The following is a 23,571-nucleotide window of genomic DNA, read 5'->3' as shown; positions in this document are numbered from 1 at the left end:
TAACAATGCAACAACATAAAGCGAATTTTTCACAAGTATTTGTTTTGTTTATGATGAGTATTGGCTTAATGAATCACGTTATGGTGATTCCTATGTTATTAGCTATCTCGAGGAGAGATTCATGGATTTCTGTCCTCTTATCTGGGGGATTCATTCTGGGATGGTTACTTTTTATTCGATTTATTATGAAAAAGTTAGACCACACACATCTGTATTCATGGTTAAATAACCACTTTGGGAATATTGTTGCAAAGGGATTATGTTTATTAATGTATATGTTTATTCTCTTATTTATTGGAGTTACCTTAAAAGATATGATTGTATGGACAGTTACATCCTATTTTCCACAAAGTCCTGCGCCCATTTTAGCTATTTTATTTTTAGTTATCTGTTTTTTTGCTGCAACATCTAATTTTACAACCTTATCTATTCTGTCAGGTTTTTTATTAGTATTTGTTGTTGCATTGGGCTTTTTCGTTATGAGTCTTAATCTTCCTCATAAGGATTATTCTCAAATATTTCCTATCCTTGAAAATGGATTGACACCCGTTATTAAAGGAATCGTCTACAGTTTAGGTTCTCTGCTAGAAGTGACTTTAATTTTTTTTATTCAACATAATTTAAAAATGAATATCAAGTCACGGAGTTTTATTATTCTTGGGTTAGTGTTGATCTGCTTAACGCTTGGCCCTTTATTGGGCTCTATTGCTATTTTTGGACCTGAAGAGGCTGCTAATCAGAGGTATCCTGCTTACGAAGAATGGAGATTATTGAAAATAGGAAAGTATATTGAACATGTAGATTTCTTTTCAATTTACCAATGGCTATCAGGTGGATTTATTAGGATAAGTTTTGGTTTATATATTATTGGACAATTATTTTCATTTAAAAACGAGAAAAAAAGGAATGTATTAATAGGAATCAGTTCACTAATTACATTTGTGGCTGTTCTTCTTCCTATGAGTGATATTGAATTTGTTCGTTTTTTACAAAATGTTTATTTTCATTTATCTTTTTTATTTCTGCTTTTCTTTTCATTAGTATTAGGATTTTTAGTTTTTCTAAAAAGATTAAAGGAGAGATAATCCTTGAGAAGAGGGGAACAGAATAATAAAAAAAATGGGAATGGAAAATATACTATCTATAAACCTAATCCAATTATAAATGAGGAAAAAATACGTTCAACATATCAAAATAGTGAAGATGTAAAAGTAGTTCTCCATAAAATCGGGAGTGAAGATAGTGATATAGAGACCTTTTTCATTTATTGCGAGAGTTTAGTGGACAAAAAACAAATTAATCAATTTATTATTCCTCAATTAGAAAAAATAGCTCAAAAACATCAATACCGTTTCTTAAAAGAAGAAATTGATAAATATCAACAAGACCTAGAATGGACACCTTTAGAAGTGAGTGAAGGGTTCGAGTCTATTTCTTTGGAAATATTTAATGGAAATTTAGTTCTGTATTTTCCTAAGTCGTTTACCTTTTTCTCTGTTAGTGCATCAAATAAACCAAACCGTTCTACCGAACAATCTAATTACGAAACATCCATTCGTGGGCCAAGAGACAATTTTATTGAGGATATTTCAACAAACGTGGCACTTATTCGAAAAAGATTAAGACATCCCACCTTATCTTATCAAACATTGACGTTAGGTAAACGGACTCAAACTCAAATAGGGATATTATATTTAAAAGATGTAGTTAATTTAGAGATACTAAATAACATTCTAGAATGTCTAACTTTAATTGATATTGATGGCGTAGTTAGTTCAACTCAAATTCAAGAGATGGTATCGAAACAATCTTTATCTATTTTTCCTCTTTGTGGTGATACAGCCAGACCTGATTTTGCAGTGGAATGCTTATTGCAAGGTAGAGTAGTGATTATAATTGATGGCTCCCCAATTGTTATTATCGCTCCTGTTACTATAACTTTTTTAATAAAAGCTGCAGAAGATTCCCACTTTAATTTTCTAACTGTATCATTTGCACGCTTTTATCGGTGGGTTGGATTTCTTTTAGCTGTCTTCCTACCCGGATTTTGGATGGCATTACTTGCTTATCACCAAGATCAAATTCCTTTCCCTCTTCTTGCGACTGTGACTGTTGCAAGATCAGGTCTACCATTTCCAGCACCACTTGAGCTTATAATTGTTTTGTTTCTTTTTGAGATGTTCCGTGAAGCTGGTCAAAGATTACCTTCCCCACTTGGTCAAACCCTTTCAGTAGTAGGCGGACTAATCATTGGGGATGCTGCAATCCGTTCGGGTTTTATTTCCCCATCTGTGATTGTTATTACTGCTTTATCTGCTATTGCGGGATATACCCTAGTAAACCAACTACTAGCAGGAGCAGTATCCATACTCAGAGGCTTTGTACTATTATGTTCAATTTTAATGGGGTTATATGGTTTTATGCTTGGGGGATTTGTAATCGTTCTTTATCTTTCTAGATTGCGTTCCTTTGGGATACCTTACTTAGCTTTGGTTTTCCCAAAATCTAGTTCTGATTTTTTCAAGGCATTATTTCGCTTACCGTGGAGAAGTTATGGGCATAGAGTAAGTTACCTTCGGACCAATGATAGTTCTAAAACTGATGAAGGAGAAGGGAAAGAGTGAAGCTGAACAAACTAAAACTAATAACCATGATACTCTTGTCTAGCACAATATTATCTGGATGCTGGAATATTAAAGAAGTACAAGATATTTATTATGTAGCAGCTCTTGGTATAGATTTTAAAGAAGGAAAATATATAGCCTATGCTCAGTTACTTGACTTTTCTAATGTTGCTAAGTTAGAAGGGGCAAGACCTGATAAACAACCACCAGTTTGGATAGGAAGAGGGGAAGGCATTACAATTACGGAAGCATTAAATCAATTATATAAAGATGCACAACAAAGACTTTTTTGGGGACATGTCTCTACGCTAATTTTGAGTGAACAACTCCTAAAACAAGATATTAAAGATTCGATTGATTTTATTAATCGATACCGAGAAATACGCTATAATATTCTCTTATATGCTACAAAGGAACCCATAGAAGATGTACTTAAAACAAAAGCGTTTTTTACATTGTCGGGATTGTCAACCATTCTCCATGAACCATATGAAAGCTATAAACAGAGATCTTATATACAACCTAAACAGTTTCATCAATTTATTAGAGATAGCGATCCAATGGGACAAACAGCTTTAATTCCATCAGTTAAAATTTCGACGGAAAACTGGAAAGAAGAATCAAAAAAATCACCATTATTAAGAAATGATGGTGCTTTTTTCATAAGAAATAATCGCCTAGAAGGCTGGCTTTCTGAGACTGATTTAAACGGTCTAAGATGGATGGATGAAAAAACCGTTCGATCTCCTGTGTGGATTGTTGAGAATGATAGCGCTGTTGTTTCAGTAGTGGTAGAGAAACCTAAGATTACCATTACCCCTATTATGAATAGTAAACCAATACTTTTTAATATTACAGTTGAGGTGCAAGCCGGAATCAATGAGAAAATCAAGGAAATTAATGATAAAGAGTTGGTTACAAAAACTGAAGATATTATAAAGTTAGAAATTCTAAACTCCTTTGAAAAAGGAATAGAAATAAATTCAGATATCTACAGATTAGGGGAATCATTATATCGCCAAAACCCAAGTAAATGGAAAGAAGAAGTGAAAGCAGGCTCGTTTTACTTAAATAAACATAGTATAAAGCATTTAAAAGTTAAAGTTAATTTAGTTAACTCAGGAAAGTTGAAGTACCAAGACGGATATTAATGTTAAACTTATAATTTTAGGGTGTTTTAACACATTCAAACTAGGTGATCCCTTATTAAATGATGGGTGATATACAGAAAGGCTTGTATATCACCCATTACTTCCAATTACCAATTAGGGAAAGCTCACTACTAAATATAAAGGAGCTCGCATACAAAAAATGACTTCTGACTTAGTTCGTTCATACCGAGGTGAATCTGCTGTATGATAAATTTTTATGATACTGAGAAATTGGACTTTTTTCTATTATAATTTCCTTAACGTTGTAAATCTGCATTTTCCTGACGGTACCCCTATATACACTGACGTCGCTTCTGCTAAAGTAATGAAAGAACCAGCAAGAGCCGATTGGGCTAGAACAACCCCTATTTCATGGACTACTACTGATCGCAACAAATACAAGGATTGGTTCAATAAAACATATCCCAATGTTTATGATTGGAGCTTGAATGAGGTCCATCATATGAGACCTAGAAACTTGGGTGGAACCAATGACTATTCAAATTTAATACCCATTCCTATACATCATCATCGTTCGGTAGTTAGCCCATGGTTTGTGGCTTACTAGATCTATTAAATATGTAAAGGATGTTGACTTAATGAGCACATACAATACTTTCAACAAGGGGCTTAAAGGTTTGATTACCCGAACAGGAGACATCAATTATAGGGAACGTGCCTATAATATTGATGGTATTGAAGAGATGTACACGTTTAAGTTCAATAGTCCTGTAAGTACTGATATAATCGCTTCAAAGCTTTTAGTTAACTTAGAATTTAAGCTGCCGCTTGACTACGAGGATTTTCTAAGTACTACTGATGGTTGTCGTCTTTTTGAGCATTCTCAAGATGGCTCTGAACATGATATATATGGCTTAAATGAAGTGTTAACACAGAAAGAAATTATTGACTCAACATATGAGAAACCTGAACTACTAAATGTCGCTTATATTCTACAGGATTATATCTTCATTAATCTTAAAGAAGCGTCTGAGGGCAAACCAACCTACATGTATGTTAATGATTGTTATTCACCTTTAGAATATATGAGAAGTTTGAATTGCGACTTTCAAACATGGTTAGATCGCTTTATAGTATGCCAAGGAAATAAATATTGGGATTGGTTATAAGATTGGAGCAGCCATCATTGGCTGCTCTTTTAATTATTATGAAGCGAAGGATCAAAAAAGATTGAAAATAATCAACTATAATATGTAGGAAAAAAATTTTAACGATATCTAGAAAGATGTAATTAATAAAGAATACATAAATTTTATTGTGTGATATGCAAAGATTAAAACCTGTAATACTTACATCAATTATTTTATTGCGGAGCAGCTCCGGATCTCATTAAATACCGTATACCAAAATTCATTACTGTTAAGAATGTGAAAGGTAAGACATCATGGAAATGAGGAGGAGATCGACATGAAAGTTGTAAGGACAGGTCTCATTAAAGGTAGTGAGTTTATAGGTGCAATTGGGGAACTGGATAACGGGAAATGGATGGCATCTCTCGCAGCAGTAGCTACAACTGAAGGTGGTTTCAACCAGCACTACACTAAAGTATGTGACGATGAGGACACAGCAGTAAGAGCCATAAACGATACCTGGTCCGAACTGGAGAAAATTTAATTATTCAAGTGACACTATAAAGAGATGGGTATCCAATGTAAAGAGTCTGGCCGGGCTGTGGTCATGAACTTGTAGAAAATGAACACAATTTATTTGCTTGTATCTCAGAATGTGATTATTTGGATGAAGACGACAATGAAGCTATTCATGAACCTGAAGAAGCCTGGCATGATTAATGCCAGGTTTTTTAATTCCGATTGGCCACACATGGAATTTGTACATCGCTGCTCAGTATTAGGGGTCCCGCCAACATTTTAACGAAAATATACGCTAAGCCCTTGGATGTCACCAGTTTTGCGTTTTTTCTTACTCTAAGTATAACAGTCCGGGTGGCATAGCCCGGACCACTGGTCATTCAACTTCCTGTTCCTTCAGCGGCCGTAATGAACTAAGAGACGTATTCTGCCTGAAATTGAACTTGTATTCGCCTAAGAAATTGATATGCTCCCATCCAAGCGGAGAAATATGGTTTAGTAGCTCTTCCTGAAGCTTTCCTTGCTTTTTGCGGTGTTCTGCTGCCTGCTGTAGATAGACGGTATTCCAGACGCTAATTGCATTGATGATAATATTCAATGCGCTGGCCCGTTGGAGCTGGTCTTGTAGCGCACGTTCTCGCAGCTCGCCGTGTTTGCCGAAGAATATCGCTCTGGCCAATGCGTTCATGGCTTCCCCTTTATTTAACCCCCGATGGATTTTTCGCCGCAGCGCCTCGCTCGAAAGGTAATCCAGGATGAAGATCGTTTTCTCGATACGTCCCATTTCTCGCAGTGCCGTAGCCAAACTATTTTGTCTTGCATAGGAACCGATTTTCCCCATAATTAGTGATGCTGAAACGGTGCCTTCCCGGATGGAGTGAGCCAGCCGAAGTACATCGTCGTAATTATCTTGAATGATCTTTGTATTAATCTGTCCGCGCAGCAGCTTCTCCAATTTTGGAAAATCGGAAGGTTTTCCGATAGCGTAGAGTTTGGAATCAGCCAAGTCGCGTAAGCGCGGCGCAAAGCGAAATCCAAGCAGATGCGTTAAACCGAAGACTTGGTCGGTGTAACCGGCTGTATCTGTATAATGCTCCTCAATGGCCAAGTCCGTTTCATGATGGAGCAAACCGTCGATGACGTGTACGGCATCCCGAGCGTTCGTATTGATAACTTTTGTATAGAACGTGGAAAATTGGTCGCTCACAAACCGATAAATTGTAGCTCCTTTTCCGGTACCGTAGTGGGGATTCGCATCTGCGTGAAGCGACGAAACTCCGATCTGGACGCGCATTCCATCAGACGATGAGGTCGTGCCGTCCCCCCAATATGAGGGCAGCGCCAGCTTGTGATGAAAATTAACAAGAACAGCCTGCGCTTTATTCATTGCGTCCTCGTACAGCCGCCATTGCGCTGTATTGGCCATTTGCCGATATGAAATGCTCGGAGTGGCTTCAGCCATTTTTGTAAGCCCAATGTTCGTTCCCATTGCCATAAGGGTGGCCATAAGAATTGTCGTTTCTTCCTCATTCGGAGCTCGGTTGCTGGAAGCATGAATAAACTGCTCATGAAAATTCGTCCAGTTGGCTACTTCCATGAGCAGATCCGTTAGCTTGATTCGTGGCAGTAGATCATAGAGGGAAAGGCTGAAATTCCGGGATTCATCGGGAACATCTTTCTCCAATCGCTCGATATGCAATTTCCCGTTCTCCAAATTAACGCCGTCCAGTTCATCGATGTGGTCCGAAACCCAATTTATTCTTTGAAGCAGTGATTCAGTACGCTCTTCAAGATATTTCTTTGCGGACAAACTAACGGCAAGCTTTGTAGCGTTAGGATCGATACCATTCCAATCAGATTTCGGTACAAGGTATTCCTCAAAATCCTTATGCTGACGGCTTCCAACAATGGATACGTCCCCGGAACGAACGTAATTCCGCAGCTCTGTCAGGACAGCCATTTCGTAATAATGCCGGTTTATGGTTCCGTCATCGTCGTAAACATGTTTTTGCCAGCGGTTCGAAACGAAGTTTAGCGGTGCGTCTGCCGGAATCTTTCGCTTTCCGGTTTCATTCATATCCCGGATGATATCGACCGCCTTCATCAGCGGCTCTGCTGACTTAGTAGACCGAAACTCCAATGATTTTAGCAACGTTGGTGTGTATTTCCGGAGTGCATAGAACTTCTTTTCCAGCAAGTCCAAATAGTCGTAATCTATGGGTCGTGCCAGCCGTTTAGCTTCTTCCACTGACGCGACGATCTGATCCCACGGCATAACGGCATCAAGCGCAACAAACGGATCAATTCCTTCACTTCGGGCCTTAATTAGCGCAGCCCCAAGATCGGCAAAGTGAACAACTTTTTCGTTGATCGATTTACCGTTTTGTTTTTGAAGTTCCTCTTGGGCTTTTCTCCCTTTGGAGAGCAGTATCATAATCTGCCGGTCGTGAATCTCGAAAGCCATGTCTGTCAAATCCTGAATTAGCTCTAATAGGTACGCTACTAAAATCGCGTATTTTTTCGGATCATTAAAGCGGCGGAAAGAATGAGGTTCATAACGGGAACCGATTTTAGAAAGCTGCCGTAGCCGGTTCGGATGGATGCCTTTCGTATCGACTTGCAGTTGCAAATCTCTTATGTATTCGAGCTTTTCAATAACCTTCAAAAAAGAATCCGGAGAGCTGGTACCTGGAATTTCCCTTAACCATGCCAAGTAGGTTTTATTGCTTTCCGGCATGGTGGTTATGACGCGATCCAGCTTAGCAATTTGTAATTCTGTCAGTGAGTTGCTGAGTAGCTTAAATATTTTTTCTTCTGTCCGTTTGCGAGTTTCCCAAACTGCTCTTTCAATCGTGGCCATTGAAGGCAGGATGATTTTACGCTTACGTAAATCTTCGAGTACAAGCTGAATCAGGTGTAAGGGATTGCCGTTTGCCATTGCATGGCTAAAAAGATGCTTGCACAAAGAACGATATTCGTTCAAGGTAAATGTCTGGTAGCCATACTCCTTCCGGATTTCATCCAGATGCTCGTATTTCGTAGCTTCCCGTTCGCCGTAAGATGTAAAAGACTCCACATCGGCATTGATTTGCTTTGCAATATAACGAAGAACATGAACCGGCACTTCCTTTATATCAGAAAGCGTCCAGCCGAGATAACGAAGTACGCCCAGCTGCACGGCAAAGCCGAGTCGATTATAATTTCTTCGCCGCTGCTGGATGATATCAAGGTCATGCTGCGTAAATGTGAAATAGGTGCCCAATTCCCATTCGCCGAGATCAGGTGGTATCTGCAAATATTGCAGCCGTTCCTCCGGAGTCAGCAGTCCCCTTACTCTCGCGTACATCGTTCTCATCCCCCTATTGCCAAGCTATTTTTTCGACTTCCGCTTGCAGATCCGCACGGGTTGCTTTTACGTAAATCATCGTTGTATCCAGGCTATCGTGTCCCATAATTTGCGCCAATCGGTGCAACGGCGTGTTTTCTGCCATCATATAGCCGAACCGGTGCCGTAGATCGTGAGCGCTCAATCCTTCAAGCCGTGCTACTTTCATATATTTTTGAATCAAATGACGTAAAGCACGTTCAGATAATCGATTACCGGTTTTCTCCGAAGGAAACAGATAAGAGCTATCCGAATTGAGTTCTGCCAGATATTTTTCTAAAGTAGTTCTACACGTAGCGTTCAAAGGAACTTCCCGCTGTTTATTCCTTTTTCCGGAGCGGACCTTAAGCTGGCCGCTGCGTTTACCGATTTGAATATCTCCTGGAGCCAGGTCACACACCTCCATTGTTCGTAAGCCAGTGTGAAACATCACGGTTAGAATAGTCTGGTCCCGAAGAGAACCGCTGTGCTCAGCCGCAGCGATCAATGCAGCTTCTTCTTTGTCTGTCATCAGTCTTGGACTTACCTTTTCTTCCGGAACCAATTTGACCGGCTTCGAAGGGTCGCGGTGAATTCTGGATTCCTGCGTAGCCCACTCAAAAAAACGTTTCAAGGTTATAAGTCGGCGGTTAATGGTCGCCGGTTTCAATTCCATCACTTTTTGCGCTGCTTCCCGGTATCGTGTTAGTGTTGGAGTCGCCACTTCTTCAATTTGAAAGATAATCACCTCCTCTTGGTGATCTGCTGTCTCAAACCAAACGATAAAATGCTTCAAGTCGCTTGCGTACTCTTTTAGTGTTTTGGGATTCAAATCTTCGTGGGTGGTGAGAGCTTGAATAAAGTCCTGAATCGTCTGCTCGCCCTGTTCTGAAATCCCAGTCGCCTCTCTCATTAGCAAAGCCTCCAAATCTTGAATTACATTAGCGGACATTTTAATTTCATCTTAAACGAAACATTAGCGGACATCAAGTATATGCTTTGAAAACACCAAATGACCGCTAATCTTAATTAGCGGTCATTTGCTTAAAGTAGGAAAAATTCCCTTTCTTTAAGTCTTAACGTCCTTAGCTTATATTTTCGCGAAATGTTGGCTGGACCCCTAGTCAAAATAACACCTCGTCCAGAAAACTTTAATGACTATAATATAACATTTTTCTTTAAGTAACCTGCTCCACACACAAAGTGGCTCTTGGATATGCAAGTCATGGTTATCAAATGTTTAATAATCATAAGGACGACTGTATAAAAGTCGTTTTAAAACCGTTATCCTATTAGTTTATATGGATGAATTGAAAGTTAGCATAATTGCGAACCCTAAGCGAAATGTAGAATGGACTTCCACACTGTGTATAGAAGTTCTATTTCTCTGTTATTATTTTTAGATTATTGGATAGTTCGGCTCGTATCTTGGGTGGCAATAGTATGGTGGTCTAAGTCCTATTTTAGGCATTGGCCAGGAATCCTCCATATAGACCATCTTTACTTTTTCATTTGAATGGTTTACTAGCAATAGCTTTACTTCTGGATTAAATTCATATCTCAAAATGGTACCCCCCTTCCATTAGGAATGTGTGGATTCTCCCCCATCAACATGAAGAACTTGACCAGTAACAAAACGAGAATCATCAGAAGCAAGATAGACAAAGGTTGGTGCGAGTTCAAATGGATGGGCAACACGTTCCATTGGATTAAATGCTCCATATACAGCGACCTGGTCTGACGAGAAACTTGCTGGAATAAGTGGGGTCCAAATTCGGCCGGGGGCGACGGCATTGACTCGGATCCCTTGTTTCACGACATTTTTAGCCAAGGCACGTGTCCAACCAACTATTGCGCCTTTTGTGGCCGTATAATCAATCATTTGCTGCTCACCAACATACGTCACCACTGAAGAAGTGCCAATGATTGAGCTGCCTGGTTTTAAATGAGGAAGCGCTGCTCTTGTTGTGTAAAAATGAGAGTATATATTAACTTTGAAGGTGTCATCGAATTGCTCATCTGTAATGTCAAGCAGACTTAGTTGTTGGAATTGGATACCAACGTGGTTACAAAGAATATCGAGACGTCCAAACGTGTTTACTGTTTGTTCTACAATGGTGATGCACTGTTGTTTGTCTCGCAAGTCACCAGGCATTAGAAAACAACGTTGTCCGAGTTGTTCAATCCTCGTCTTTGTTCTATTTGCATCCTCATGTTCATCTAAATATGAAATAGCAACATCTGCCCCTTCTTTAGCAAACGCAATTGCTACCGCTGCACCAATACCACTGTCACCCCCTGTAATAAGTGCTACTTTTCCTGTTAACTTTCCACTCCCTTTATAGTTCGGGTTTTCGATAATTGGAAGGGGCACCATATATTTTTCCACTCCGGGATGGTGCAGCTGGCGCTGTTCAGGTAAACTTATCGGAATTTCTTCGTAACGTGTGATTTTCCCATAGTTAGGGTACATGGGATAAGGTTGAGTTTTCATGTTCGCTTTAAACATTTGTTGCATTTGCTTTATTTGGTCTAATTGACGACTTTGATCATTTTGATCCATGGGAACCTCCTATAGAAATAATTTTCTTCTATAGAATGTTTATGTTGTTCTTGCTTGCCTCATGCAATTTGAAGATATGGTATCGATCTCTGCGGGGCCGAGTCAATTAATTGCGGCTCTCTGCGATGAAATCGGATTGGAAGACATCATCAACCGCTCGCTCACGTGGGAACCGACCTACTGTAAGGTGTCACCGGGCACGCACGTCAAAGCGATGATCATCAACATTCTCTGCTCCCGGATGCCTCTGTATCGCATCGCTGTGTTTTACGCGACCCAGGATACCGAGCAGTTATTCGGTGCGGGGTGCGAAGCAGCTGTCTTCAATGACGATGCCTTGGGGCGTATGCTTGATCGACTGTTTGAAGCGCAAAGCTGGAAGGTATACTCCGAATTGTCGCTCGCCGTGCTGCGCACGTTAGGCTTGCCATTGGATCGATTGCATGCCGACACCACATCCTTTTCTCTGCAAGGGGACCGCGTGTGCTGCAAACCTACAAAGGGCAAGCCGCAGCCCTCTGGAAAATTAATTCATGCGGAAAGCCGGGACTATGTATATTATGTACTTTCTTTGTTAACCATAGTTATGAGTGTTAACAGTATTAGAAATAGGAGGGCCATGCATTTATGAAGGCTGTAACTTATCAAGGACCAAATCATGTACAGGTTAATCAAGTAGAGGATGCAAAATTAGAAAAAAAAGACGATATTGTAGTTAAGATTACTTCTACTGCTATTTGCGGATCTGATTTGCATTTATATCAAGGTAACATGCCATTACCCCGAGGATATATTATTGGCCACGAACCAATGGGTATTGTGGAAGAAGTTGGACCTGAAGTCACAAAAGTAAAAAAGGGAGACCGTGTTGTCGTTCCCTTTAATGTTTCATGTGGACATTGCTTTTATTGCCAACATGAAATGGAAAGCCAATGCGATAACTCAAACCCTCATTATGATTCTGGCGGATACTTTGGTTATACTGAGAAGTTCGGTAACCATCCGGGTGGTCAGGCTGAATATTTAAAAGTCCCTTTTGCAAACTTCACTCCCTTTGTTATCCCGGAGTCATGCGAATTGGAGGATGAGTCACTGCTCTTTTTATCGGATGTTCTGCCAACAGCTTATTGGAGTGTAAAAAATGCAGGTGTAAAATCAGGCGATACAGTTATAGTTCTTGGATGTGGACCTGTTGGATTGATGGTACAAAAATTTGCCTGGATGGAAGGTGCAAAACGTGTAATAGCAGTTGATTACTTGGATTACCGGATCAATCATGCGAAAAAGATGAACAATGTTGAGGTATTTGAGTTCACAAAATACCCTGATATGGGCGAACATTTAAAAGAGATCACACATGGTGGGGCAGATGTCGTCATCGATTGTGTAGGTATGGACGGAAAGAAATCACCCCTAGAGTTTCTGGAACAAAAACTCAAACTGCAGGGCGGAACCCTTGGACCTATTCAAATTTCTACTAAAGCTGTCCGAAAGTATGGGACAGTTCAAATGACTGGTGTTTACGGGGGTAACTATAATCTTTTTCCATTAGGTGCATTTTGGATTAGAAATATTAATCTTAAAATGGGACAGGCTCCAGTCATTCATTTTATGCCAGAATTGTTTAAAAAAATAACAAATAACGAATTTGACCCAAGAGATATTATCACACACAAAATGTCCCTTGAAGAAGCAAGTCATGGTTATCGAATTTTTAATAATCGTGAGGATGAATGTATAAAAGTCGTTTTAAAACCTTAATCCTCTTCTCTTTCCAAAAAGACTTCTTACTTTGTATAGAAGTCTTTTTGTCTGTAAATTTTTTAGATGATGGATAATTCAACTGGTATTATGGATAGGCATAGTATGGAGGTCCGGCGAAAAATCCATCGGGGGTTAAATAAAGGGGAAGCCATGAACGCATTGGCCAGAGCGATATTCTTCGGCAAACACGGCGAGCTGCGAAAACGTGCACTACAAGACCAGCTCCAACGGGCCAGCGCATTGAATATTATCATCAATGCAATTAGCGTCTGGAATACCGTCTATCTACAGCAGGCAGCAGAACACCGCAAAAAGCAAGGAAAGCTTCAGGAAGAGCTACTAAACCATATTTCTCCGCTTGGATGGGAGCATATCAATTTCTTAGGCGAATACAAGTTCAATTTCAGGCAGAATACGTCTCTTAATTCATTACGGCCGCTGAAGGAACAGGAAGTTGAATGACCAGTGGTCCGGGCTATGCCACCCGGACTGTTATACTTAGAGTAAGAAAAAACGCAAAACTGGTGACATCCAAGGGCTTAGCGTATATTTTCGTTAAAATGTTGGCGGGACCCCTTATTATATGTGTTAGGAGGTGAAAAATAGTGGAACTATTTATTGAAGACACAATGAATCAGTATGAAAACTTATTTACTATGCCTGAAGAAAAACGTGAGAGTTATTTCAGGCATACTATGATGGGCCCATTTGAGAGGATGTGGAACACAATCAATGTTCCTATGAAGGCAAAACAATCAGGTGGATATGATGTTATTATGGCTACAAAAATGCTTGGATATTTAGATGTTAAGGAAACAGAGATCGGACAAACAGGTACAAGGGAACTCAAAAAAATTAGTATAAATAATGTAGCTGAGCAAACGCTTTTACATTGTATAGATCAAATGGGACAAGCCGGCCTATCTGTAAATGCTCCATCGCTGCACTTCGGCGCCTATTTAGCTGATCCTCAAAAACTAGCATACACAAAGGGATACTCAGGTTTTGGGGGCATACCTGGATATATTCAGCTAATGATATATCCAAACGATTATAACATCCCTAGAATTCCAGCTATTCTGGCGCATGAGTTTCATCACAATATTCGTTTTTCATATTTTGATTGGGATAACGGAAATATAACAGTAGGTGACTACATCATTATTGAAGGACTGGCTGAATCCTTTGCAAGTGCGATTTACGGTGAGAACATGATGGGACCGTGGGTATCCTCTTTTGATGAGGAAGATTTACACTATTCAATTGAGGTCATTCGTCAAGCTTTAGATGTGAAAGGATTTGCAGAAGTTAGCAGTTACATGATCGGTGATGATATCGCTAAGGAAAAGGGTTATCAACCAGTCGGGCTGTCTTTTGCTGCTGGTTATGCTGTGGGCTATCATGTTGTTCAAGAATTTTTAAAAAATACAGGGGCAACAATTTACGATGCAACACGACTGTCAGCAGCAGATATCATTGAAGGTAGTCGAGTTTCTCTGGCAACGCACTAAGGGCAGGAAAGTGCGAACTCAACGTATGTCTCCCATTGAAGTCGCTATTTTAGCGGCTTTATTATGTTATCGGTACAAGTTCGTGTCCCGAGTCAAGGACAAGAACATGAGCCGATTACCGATTAGATAAATATCTAACTGGAATTTAATGATCAAAAGGAAAAGGCCGCAGATGCGATTCGGCGGCCATCCTGCGGCGAGAGAATTCAATTTCTCGTTCGATATTTATCAATCTCACTCAGCAACCGATTAATGTTAGAACGGATATGTGAATTGTCTTCGTACAGTCTACTCAACATGACTCCGCCCTCAATTACTGAGGTTATATAGATGGAAAATTCTTCTACCTCTATCTCTTCTTTAAACTCCCCTTGTTCGATCCCCAACCGAAGAAGAGAACGGATTAATTCCAAAAAACTACCCATCGCTATTTGCGCCTTTTCCTTTAATGCAGGATGAGTGTCATCACTCTCGATGGCTGTGTTTAGAACGGGACAGCCGCCTGCAAGCGGGGGATTATCATAAGCATCCTGATAGACTGAAATAACGGCAGACAGCTTTTCAAAAGCCGTCTTTTTGTTCGCCATCGCATCCACGAAAGATGCTCTCAATACCGTTGCAGCATGTTCAAACGCTTCTAGGGCAAGCTGATCCTTATTCTCGAAATGATTATAGATTCCGCCCTTTTGCATACCTGTGACACGGGTCAAATCCGAGATAGAGGAGCCAAAGTACCCTTTCTGATTGAATAAAACGGCAGCTTGTCGGATGATAAAATCCTTGGTCTTTTCTCCTTTTTTCAACGCCATCCCCCTCAAAAAAAAACAATCGTTCGTTATTTTGATTATATATCAAATGATGCCTCTGTAAAGAGTCGAAAATGTATATAGACGGTTAATGAAATTTATGGTAATTTATATAACGAACGTTCGGTTTTTTTGTGGTGTGCAAACATTTTAATTCAAAGAGGAGTGATTGATACTTATGAAAAAACAATGGTCGGTAGGTATGCTCGTATTTGATCAGGTTGACGCTTTTGACTATGTTGGTCCGTCTGAGATTCTATCAGTTACCCGATACAGTGCTCAAGATGTTCAGAATATGATCTTTGGCTCAGCGGATGAGCAGCCTAAGCCATTTTTAGTCCATACGGTATCAGAAACAGGGGGAATGGTTACGGCCAGCAATGGCCTCCGCATTATGGCCGACTACAGCATTGAGAATGCCCCCCAATTTGATATCGTTTTGATTCCAGGCGGTTTCCAGCCGATAATCCGCAAACTGATCGCTAATACAAGGTTGATCCAGTGGATCACCGATCAAATGAAAACTGTAGAATTGATGACATCTGTCTGTACGGGTGCATTCGCTTTAGCTCAAGCGGGGCTGTTAAATGGGAAAAAAGCAACTACCAACCGAAAAGGACTGGACTCTTTCCGGAAGTATTTTCCTGAAATCACGGTAATTCAAGATCAAAAGTTCGTAGATGAGGGGAGCATTATTACTGCACAAGGACCAGATGCGGGGCTTCACTTAGCTTTTCATCTTGTCAAAAGACTATTGGGTGAAGAAGTGGCCCTCATGACAGCAGATACAGTAGAGTATGATGGATATGAAAAAGCTTTTTAGGTCGATTTCCGATTCGATTGTGGCCAGCGAATTAGTCAAAAACCCGAGAAACTGATTTTGCTATTGTCGAAAACGATCTTCCTACTCCAGGCGACCAACGAGGTACTTGTAAAAACGTTGTATTTATCCATTGACCCTTTCCTGAGGAATATGATGAATGAAAAGGATTTTGTGGGACCTTGTGTTCCTCTCGGTCATGTGTTCGGCGTCTTTGCCACAGGTGAATAACTTGTCTCGTTTCAAACCGTATTGTCGCCCCGAGCACCGTTGTCTATGGGCTTTAGTGAGTTTTGTTACGCTAACGAGAGACATTAGTTGAATGCAGGAAGCAGCACGCGATAAAGCACCATTCAAAAATGAATGGTGCTTTTATTTATGAGTAAGGGGGATTTTACCAGGTTCTTGTCATTTATGTTATCAAGTTCTTGTCATCCGACAACAAGAACTGTCGGGGGACAAGAACAAAGTCCCATTGAAAGTCGCTAATTAAGTGTATGTGTGAAATTAAATATAGTGATAGATGCTACGCGATTTAGGGAAGATTATTGCAAGTTCCGTATATTGACCCTCTTCTGATTTCACAGTTAGCGAGTGGCCAAGTTTGATTGCCATCTGATTGGCCAGGTATAATCCCATGCCAGTAGAGCTAGTGTTTTTTCTACCATTAGAACCAGTATATCCTTTGTCAAAAATTCTGACCAGCTCTTCCGGAGGAATACCAATGCCGGTATCCTCGATCAATAGGCGCTTCTCTCTCGTATTTTCCTCAAGAGAACAGATAACGGAACCTCCACGCTCTGTATATTTCAAAGCGTTGGTGACGATCTGGTCTATAATGAATCCAAGCCATTTAGTGTCACTGTAAACCGTTGTTTCTTCTTCCCACATGGTGAATCGGATTCGCTTGGCGACGAACATCTTAGCATACTTCCGGACACTGGCCCGCATGATTTGATTCAATGAAACCTCTGCAATCAGATAATCTCTTGAGAATGAATCGATCCGGGAATAATAGAGTGTTTGTTCTACATAATGATCAATTTTGTTTACTTCATCCTCCAGCTTGTTCACGAGCTCCTCTAAAGAACTGATTGTATTATTTCTTAACAGTAGATGGCATGCTGTTATAGGTAGCTTCACTTCATGAATCCAAGATATGATGAAGTCATGAAAGTCCGTTCGCTCCTCATGGAAAGTCTGGTCTGCTTCCAATTTGGCTTTATGGAGCTTTCTGGCCAGAGACATATACAGTCTCTGTTCATGACTTACAGACTTAGGGATTGCAGCAAAGAAATCGTTTCCGCCATTTTTGATTATTTCACTCAGTACTTTATAATGTCCGTAGCGGCGAGTGAATGAGACGACCAGATATACTCCTATCAAAGTAAAGCAACCTAACAAGTTGTACAGAATATCCCCAGTGTCATACCTGCCACCTGGACTGATAAACATCATTAAGCTGGTAAAAAGCATCATTGAAACAGCCAGTATAATAACAGAAAGCCTATCTTCTAAGTATTGTAAAAGACTCATTTAATGATATACCCCTCACCTTTGATCGTCGTTATGAATTGATTCTGTCCCAACTCCATTAGTTTTTTTCTGATACGGGTCATATTCACGGTTAATGTATTGTCATCTACAAAACTTTCATCTTCCCACAGACGTCGCATCATTTTCTCTCGACTGACAATTCTTCCTTTGTTTTGCATCAAAAGATTTAAAATTCGAAACTCATTTTTCGTAAGTTCGGCTGTTTGTTCCCCGCATAACAGCTTTCCGTCATTCAGGTTCAATATCACACCGTTATGCTCAATTACATTTAGGACAGAATCTGTATAAGAGTATGTTCTACGCAGCAGCGCTTTGATTTTAGAGATGAGGATCTCGTCATAGAATGGCTTCGTGATGTAGTCGTCTCCACCCATATTGATCGCCATTACCATATCCATGGGAGTGTTTCGGGAAGAGAGGAAGATAATTGGGACTTTGGAGACTTCTCTGATCCTACTGCACCAATAGAATCCATCATATACTGGCAGATTGATATCTAGAAGCACCAGATGAGGTTGTTCTTTCACATATTGCTGCTGGACCTGATCAAAATCGTTACAAAGAACAGCTTCGAATCCCCATCTCTGAACGGTCGCTCCAAGCATTTCTCTTATCGTCACATCGTCTTCTATAACCATAATCTTCACACTTGTTACCTCCAATTAGGTTAAGTCCATCTCATTATACCTTTGTTATATAAAGGAAACATCTCTATTATACAAGGTGACAAAAGTGTAAGTCTGCTTACGGAAAACGTAAGTCAGAACCAAGGTTCCTTGTAAGTGAAGGTGTTATGCTACAAAGTAATTAACAAAGGAGGTGCTATGCAAGAAATGAAAGAGATCGTTAGAATTAATCAATTACAAAAGTCATTCGCCGTCAAAGGAAATGTCATGCCTGTACTGCATGGGATTGATATGAACGTTTATGAGGGGGAATTTGTAGGTATTATGGGGCCTTCCGGTTCCGGGAAAACGACACTGCTCAATATCGTTTCCACAATTGACGAGCCGACCTCAGGAGACGTTGTAATAGATGGGGAAAGTGTGCTGCAAATGAATGAAGCTCAGTTATCCGAGTTTCGCCGATCGAAGCTAGGATTTATTTTTCAAGACTATCATCTATTAGATACGCTAACTGTCAAGGAAAATATAGTGCTTCCTCTTGCTCTGGCCAAGATGGACGTGAAAGAAATAGAGCACCGAGTTGAGGCAATCGGGAATCGGTTTGGCATAGAAAAATTGATGGATAAATACCCTTATCAAATCTCTGGCGGGCAAAAGCAGCGTACCGCAGCATCACGGGCAATCGTTACCAATCCGAGACTAATCCTGGCGGATGAACCGACAGGAGCCCTAGATTCACGTGCAGCAACAGATTTGCTGGAAACCATGAATGATCTGAACAGGCAGGAGTTTGCCACGATTCTTATGGTTACACATGATGCTTACGCAGCAAGCTATTGCACCCGAGTGCTCTTTATTAAAGATGGCGGTATTTTCGCAGAGCTAGTCAAAGGCAACATGACCAGAAAAGAGTTTTTTAAAAAGATACTTGATGTGCTGAACGTGCTCGGAGGGGATGCAAATGACGCTGTTTGATCTGGCAAGGAAAAATATTCAGGGTAATTTCCGAAGTTACTTCGTTTATTTTTTTTCCATGTTTGTAAGTACGGTCATTTTTTATATTTTCGTTTCTCTTCAGAATAGTACAGAAATCATCAGATCAATTGAATCATCGGAAAGTATGAAATCTATTTTTTTCATCGCCTCCATAGTCCTGATCTTGTTCGTTTCAGTGTTTATCTTGTATTCGAATCAATTCTTTACCCGGAAACGGAAGCAGGAGGTGGGGCTTTACGCGCTACTGGGGTTACCTAAGCAAACGATTGGGAAACTACTGTTTTATGAAAACCTATTGATTGGTACGATTGTGCTGGTCTTAGCAGTTATGGTTGGAACCCTATTATCAAAGCTGTTCTCCATGATGTTGGCGAGGTTGCTCGGCGTTAATGTCGACATTAGCATTTCAATTTCATTTCCAGCAGTAGCAAGTACAGTCATTGTGTTCATGATCATTATTCTGATTACGTCACTGCAAGCTTACAGACTGATTTACCGATTCCGGTTGATCGAGTTGTTTAGGGCAGAACAGGAAGGTGAGAGTGAATCGCGAGCTTCCATCATTTCTGCGTGTGCTGCGGTCCTTATCTTGTCAATCAGTTATGCGATTGGTTTAAGGGAGTTCACAAATACTGAACAGATACTAACCAACCTAGGAATGATGACGGTTGGAATCATTTTGGGCACTGGACTTATGTTTTCATCATTTGTCATTTTTATGCTGAGATTGATGAAAAGCCGTAAGCAGCATTACTTTAAAGGTATGAATTTGGTTATTACCTCAAATCTTGTATACCGGATGAGGGGCAATGCCCGTACGTTCACCATCATTTCCATCTTGTCGGCATTGGCTTTATGTGCATTTAGTTTTGGATTGAGCACCTACCACACCTACGAACATTCTGCGCGTTTGGCTGCTCCATTCAGCTACATGTTTGTCAGTCAAGACGAAGCTTTCAATAAGCAAGTGGACAATATCATTAAAAGAGATGCCGAACATCCTGTCACTGCGCAGGTGGAGATTTCAGTCGTTCAACTTAACGGTTATTCTTCCAATAACGAAATTATATCAAACAAACAGCTAGCCAATAACGAGCAGCCCATCAAAGTGATATCGATGAGCGGATATAACCAAGCTGCAGAAGCACTAGGCATTCCCCAAGTTAATGTAACGGAAAGCGATCAAGCGATTGCAATTCGCCCGATGTTTACCGAACATGAGTGGGCAGATTATGATGGTGAAACCATCTCTCTGCAGCTGTCCTCTCAGCAGTTAACCTTGGCTTATACAGATATGACGATTGAGCGAATCGTGAACTGGAGCTATCCGGATAACATGATCGTAGTAGCTGACGAATTATACAAATCCGTAGAACGGCAAAGTACGCCTGTAAATTATATTGGATATGCGGTAGAAGAACAAAAAACGACGAAAAAAACCTCCGATACGCTTGCCGACATAGCAACACCGGAATCCAAGATGTCCTCGTACTATGCCGAGTATCGTGTAGGAATTGAAAATGCGGGGTTGAATGTATTTATTCTTGGTTTTCTTGGGCTTGTGTTCCTCCTTGCATTGGGTAGTGTCCTTTATTTTAAGCAATTGACTGAAGCTACAGGTGATATTTCCCGCTATGATATTCTCAAGAAGATTGGTGTGAGTAAAAAGGAAATCAGAACGTCCATCATCAAGCAAAACGCTGTAGTTTTTATGCTCCCGCTGATTGTTGGAATAGTCCACTATGTTGTCATTTTCACCTGGATGAGAAGGTTGTTCGGAGGATTGGGAGGCATCAGCCTTTTGGAGCCGATACTGATCTGTATAAGCATCTTTTTGGTGATTTATATGTTCTATTTTATATTGACCATAGGTTCGGTCAGCAAACTCCTCATCGGGGAAGCATTACATTCCAGCCGTCTCGCTTTACTTGGTATAGTAGCAGGTATCCTAATACTCGTTGGGTTCCTCGTCTGGTTGGCTCCGGAACCACTGAAAGAAGCTGATGATCGAGGTACAAGCGATGTTCACTTTGATTTACCTAAACCGAAAGGGGATTACGTGATCGGCGTTACAGAGCTTCACTTGGTGGACACGGAAAGAATAGATCCATGGGTGAACCAACTCCAGAGGGAACTTATGATCAGTATTTGGTATCCGGCTGAAAAAGAAAGCGGACAGCGGGCAGCATATATGCATGAGGGTGCGGCTATGCATTACGATGAAGAAGAAATCCCATCGATTGGTCTGGATCCTGGGACGATTGATTTATCGGGCATCGATACGCATGCATGGCTGGATGCACCTGCCGTTGCTAAAAAAGGAGGATGGCCAGTGATTTTCTTCTCACCAGGAGGCACTGTACCACGAAGTTTTGGCACTATTCTAGTTCAGGAGCTGGCTAGCCAGGGGTATGTTGTTATCACAATAGATCACACACATGAATCTTCTGTAGTCGAATTTCCCGACGGGCGGATCGTAAAGGGAACATTACCGGAGATTAATGCTGAAACGGTGCTAAAGATGATAGATGTACGAGTTGATGATGTGCGATTTGCATTGGATCAATTGGAGGAGATGAGGACCGGGAGTAATATCGATGCAGAGCAGAAGGGATTGCCTCAAGGGTTGCCTGAAACGCTTGATTTGTCAAAGGTAGGCATCTATGGGCACTCCGCAGGAGGTGCGACAGCAGCTCAAACGATGTATGAAGATGATCGGTTCGATGCGGGAATTGATATGGACGGAACTTTAGGGCATATGCCTAACCATCCACTTCCCGTGGCTCAACATGGTCTAGATCGTCCATTTATGCTGCTTAACTCCGGTATCAATGATGAGGGGAAAGTGGACTCGCATTTGACTGCTGAGGACCGGGGTATGTTCTGGAGCCGAACAAGCGGATGGAAATTCGATTTAAGTATACCGAACGGAGCGCATTTTACCTTCACTGATTATCAGTACCTGTTACCTCAGATTGCGATGAAGCTGAGTCTCTCCAGGCAGGTGATCCATCAAAGCATAGGCCCCGTTGATCCTCAGCGAGCGCTTGATGCTCAGAGGGAATATGTATCCGCGTTTTTTGATTATCACTTAAAGTCTATCTCGCAGCCCTTGCTAGAGTCATCTAAATCATCATACGCAGAGGTTAAAATAATTAAGTAGTCTTATGTGAAAGAGAGAAACAGAACAAACAGTATCTTAAGGAATGTTAATTGATAACAGCAAGGAGCAGTTGGCTGGATAGCAGCTGCTCCTTGAGGTAACGGGCAGGTTAGTTGTCGAGGGACAAGAACATGGGCCTATAACCGATTAGATAAATATCTAACTGGAATTTACGGCTATTTCATTAAGCTATACCAGCTAATAGCTTGTCAAGATTACCAGCAAAATGAACTTAAGTCATGTGGAATAGTAAAAATAAGCATGACAAATCACCCTCCAATTTCCTAGTTTTGGAAAATTATACCAAGATGAGTGGTTAGGCAGTGCGGAAAGGTTCTTTACTTTTCAGGATAACATAAAGCCTAGAGAAGGGGGACAAATGGGTGGTCATATCCCTTTTAGAAAATGCAATTGAACTTCACTTGTTATTAAATATACATCTAGTTAGCGGGGAATTTTATACGGGTAAACCCAATTGGACACCCGATCCTAATGTAATAGTAATAGAAACAGAAGATGCCAACATGATTCTTATATCAGTATGGTCAATTAAGCGTGTTAAAGTCATTAATAAAATTTAACATACCCAAAATTCCTTAATTGCTGCAGCAATCAGGTTAGAAAGGATAAATAGTTGGCTATTACCGACGTCGTGAGCTAGAGGGGGGGAGTTTTTTGGTGGAATTCACCGTTTAGGAGCTTGAAAGGCATAATCACCAAGTTTCCCCTTGTAGAGTAACCAAATAAAATAAGGCAGATCGCAAAAACTTACGATCTGCTACTTGTTTATTCTTTTAGTCCCGAAAAATCGTTTGCTGCTATCATCCCACAGTCGCTATTGAAGCACCCGTAGATCTAATAAAATTTCGATGGCAAGAGCATCATCCATGAGGGCGTTGCTCTTAAAGTATCTGCTGTAAGTTATAGTTCAACACCATACCCGTATTCTATGGCGGGATCCTACTAGGTAACTTACTTACTTGTGTCATTCCTTAAATTACTCGGATCGGCTGCTT

At 40.6% G+C, this 23,571-nt stretch carries 19 protein-coding genes and 1 pseudogene; 13 read left to right on the top strand and 7 right to left on the bottom strand.

Going from position 1 to position 23,571, the window contains the following annotated elements; all coding sequences use genetic code 11:
- The first annotated feature begins 5 nt into the window (after window positions 1-5).
- From ACFSVM_RS10030 to ACFSVM_RS10020, 3 genes are read left to right on the top strand one after another with little or no spacing between them, the layout of a single operon-like run.
- Window positions 6-1,085, top strand: a complete 1,080-nt coding sequence (locus ACFSVM_RS10030; protein ID WP_379261827.1) for an endospore germination permease — start codon at window positions 6-8, stop codon at window positions 1,083-1,085.
- A gap of 3 nt (window positions 1,086-1,088) precedes the next feature.
- On the top strand, window positions 1,089-2,624 hold the full coding sequence (locus tag ACFSVM_RS10025; RefSeq protein ID WP_229387493.1) for a spore germination protein: 1,536 nt from the start codon (window positions 1,089-1,091) through the stop codon (window positions 2,622-2,624).
- Complete coding sequence (locus ACFSVM_RS10020) at window positions 2,621-3,775, top strand: Ger(x)C family spore germination protein (RefSeq protein WP_379261824.1); 1,155 nt, start codon at window positions 2,621-2,623, stop codon at window positions 3,773-3,775. The genes ACFSVM_RS10025 and ACFSVM_RS10020 overlap by 4 nt, the downstream gene beginning before the upstream one ends.
- 114 nt (window positions 3,776-3,889) lie before the next feature.
- On the opposite strand, the gene ACFSVM_RS25805 is transcribed toward ACFSVM_RS10020, so the two are convergent.
- A complete protein-coding gene (locus ACFSVM_RS25805; RefSeq protein ID WP_449290221.1) occupies window positions 3,890-3,988 on the bottom strand; it encodes a sunset domain-containing protein in 99 nt (32 codons plus the stop codon).
- A 4-nt stretch (window positions 3,989-3,992) separates the two neighbouring features.
- Here ACFSVM_RS25805 and ACFSVM_RS10015 point away from each other — a divergent pair, with 4 nt between their 5' ends.
- The 3 genes from ACFSVM_RS10015 to ACFSVM_RS10005 all read left to right on the top strand — a co-directional run bounded on the left by ACFSVM_RS10015 (window position 3,993) and on the right by ACFSVM_RS10005 (window position 5,410).
- Window positions 3,993-4,343 (top strand): HNH endonuclease signature motif containing protein, encoded by a 351-nt coding sequence (locus ACFSVM_RS10015; RefSeq protein ID WP_379261822.1) that lies wholly within the window; start codon window positions 3,993-3,995, stop codon window positions 4,341-4,343.
- A 31-nt stretch (window positions 4,344-4,374) separates the two neighbouring features.
- Window positions 4,375-4,905, top strand: coding sequence for an SMI1/KNR4 family protein (locus ACFSVM_RS10010; RefSeq protein ID WP_379261820.1), 531 nt, complete (start codon window positions 4,375-4,377; stop codon window positions 4,903-4,905).
- 298 nt (window positions 4,906-5,203) lie between these two features.
- Window positions 5,204-5,410 carry a hypothetical protein gene (locus ACFSVM_RS10005; RefSeq protein ID WP_379261818.1) on the top strand — a complete coding sequence of 69 codons (207 nt, stop codon included), beginning with the start codon at window positions 5,204-5,206 and terminating at the stop codon, window positions 5,408-5,410.
- A 351-nt stretch (window positions 5,411-5,761) separates the two neighbouring features.
- Here the strand turns inward: ACFSVM_RS10005 and ACFSVM_RS10000 are convergent, their stop codons facing one another.
- The 3 genes from ACFSVM_RS10000 to ACFSVM_RS09990 all read right to left on the bottom strand — a co-directional run bounded on the left by ACFSVM_RS10000 (window position 5,762) and on the right by ACFSVM_RS09990 (window position 11,312).
- Window positions 5,762-8,731 carry a Tn3 family transposase gene (locus ACFSVM_RS10000; protein ID WP_379262965.1) on the bottom strand — a complete coding sequence of 990 codons (2,970 nt, stop codon included), beginning with the start codon at window positions 8,729-8,731 and terminating at the stop codon, window positions 5,762-5,764.
- A gap of 13 nt (window positions 8,732-8,744) precedes the next feature.
- Entirely contained in the window at window positions 8,745-9,662 is a 918-nt protein-coding gene (locus tag ACFSVM_RS09995; protein ID WP_379261816.1) for a tyrosine-type recombinase/integrase, read from the bottom strand.
- 669 nt (window positions 9,663-10,331) lie between these two features.
- Window positions 10,332-11,312, bottom strand: a complete 981-nt coding sequence (locus tag ACFSVM_RS09990) for an SDR family oxidoreductase (protein ID WP_379261814.1) — start codon at window positions 11,310-11,312, stop codon at window positions 10,332-10,334.
- Between the two features lie 61 nt (window positions 11,313-11,373).
- Here ACFSVM_RS09990 and ACFSVM_RS09985 point away from each other — a divergent pair, with 61 nt between their 5' ends.
- The 4 genes and pseudogenes from ACFSVM_RS09985 to ACFSVM_RS09970 all read left to right on the top strand — a co-directional run bounded on the left by ACFSVM_RS09985 (window position 11,374) and on the right by ACFSVM_RS09970 (window position 14,587).
- A complete protein-coding gene (locus tag ACFSVM_RS09985) occupies window positions 11,374-11,943 on the top strand; it encodes a DUF4277 domain-containing protein (protein WP_379261812.1) in 570 nt (189 codons plus the stop codon).
- Window positions 11,940-13,073: a zinc-dependent alcohol dehydrogenase gene (locus ACFSVM_RS09980; protein ID WP_379261810.1), complete on the top strand. Its 1,134-nt coding sequence runs from the start codon at window positions 11,940-11,942 to the stop codon at window positions 13,071-13,073. The genes ACFSVM_RS09985 and ACFSVM_RS09980 overlap by 4 nt, the downstream gene beginning before the upstream one ends.
- A gap of 108 nt (window positions 13,074-13,181) precedes the next feature.
- Window positions 13,182-13,538, top strand: a pseudogene (locus ACFSVM_RS09975) (Tn3 family transposase); the annotation flags it as partial.
- A gap of 143 nt (window positions 13,539-13,681) precedes the next feature.
- Window positions 13,682-14,587 carry a DUF2268 domain-containing protein gene (locus tag ACFSVM_RS09970; protein WP_379261808.1) on the top strand — a complete coding sequence of 302 codons (906 nt, stop codon included), beginning with the start codon at window positions 13,682-13,684 and terminating at the stop codon, window positions 14,585-14,587.
- Window positions 14,588-14,793: 206 nt separating this feature from the next.
- Here the strand turns inward: ACFSVM_RS09970 and ACFSVM_RS09965 are convergent, their stop codons facing one another.
- The gene (locus tag ACFSVM_RS09965) at window positions 14,794-15,390 is read right to left on the bottom strand and encodes a TetR/AcrR family transcriptional regulator (protein WP_076314054.1); all 597 of its coding nucleotides are present in this window, start codon (window positions 15,388-15,390) and stop codon (window positions 14,794-14,796) included.
- Window positions 15,391-15,571: 181 nt separating this feature from the next.
- Here ACFSVM_RS09965 and ACFSVM_RS09960 point away from each other — a divergent pair, with 181 nt between their 5' ends.
- Entirely contained in the window at window positions 15,572-16,216 is a 645-nt protein-coding gene (locus tag ACFSVM_RS09960) for a DJ-1/PfpI family protein (protein ID WP_076314055.1), read from the top strand.
- Between the two features lie 504 nt (window positions 16,217-16,720).
- On the opposite strand, the gene ACFSVM_RS09955 is transcribed toward ACFSVM_RS09960, so the two are convergent.
- Complete coding sequence (locus tag ACFSVM_RS09955; RefSeq protein ID WP_379261805.1) at window positions 16,721-17,599, bottom strand: sensor histidine kinase; 879 nt, start codon at window positions 17,597-17,599, stop codon at window positions 16,721-16,723.
- Between the two features lie 146 nt (window positions 17,600-17,745).
- Window positions 17,746-18,417, bottom strand: coding sequence for a response regulator transcription factor (locus tag ACFSVM_RS09950; RefSeq protein ID WP_076314057.1), 672 nt, complete (start codon window positions 18,415-18,417; stop codon window positions 17,746-17,748).
- 186 nt (window positions 18,418-18,603) lie between these two features.
- Here ACFSVM_RS09950 and ACFSVM_RS09945 point away from each other — a divergent pair, with 186 nt between their 5' ends.
- The gene (locus tag ACFSVM_RS09945) at window positions 18,604-19,371 is read left to right on the top strand and encodes an ABC transporter ATP-binding protein (protein ID WP_274359995.1); all 768 of its coding nucleotides are present in this window, start codon (window positions 18,604-18,606) and stop codon (window positions 19,369-19,371) included.
- On the top strand, window positions 19,358-22,555 hold the full coding sequence (locus tag ACFSVM_RS09940; RefSeq protein WP_379261802.1) for an alpha/beta hydrolase: 3,198 nt from the start codon (window positions 19,358-19,360) through the stop codon (window positions 22,553-22,555). The genes ACFSVM_RS09945 and ACFSVM_RS09940 overlap by 14 nt, the downstream gene beginning before the upstream one ends.
- The last annotated feature ends 1,016 nt before the right edge of the window (window positions 22,556-23,571 follow it).

Source organism: Paenibacillus shunpengii, from assembly GCF_042684905.1.
Classification (GTDB): Bacteria; Bacillota; Bacilli; order Paenibacillales; family Paenibacillaceae; genus Paenibacillus; species Paenibacillus shunpengii.
The sequence above is the reverse complement of the archived record's forward strand: the minus strand, read 5'-3'. Positions and strand labels throughout refer to the sequence as shown.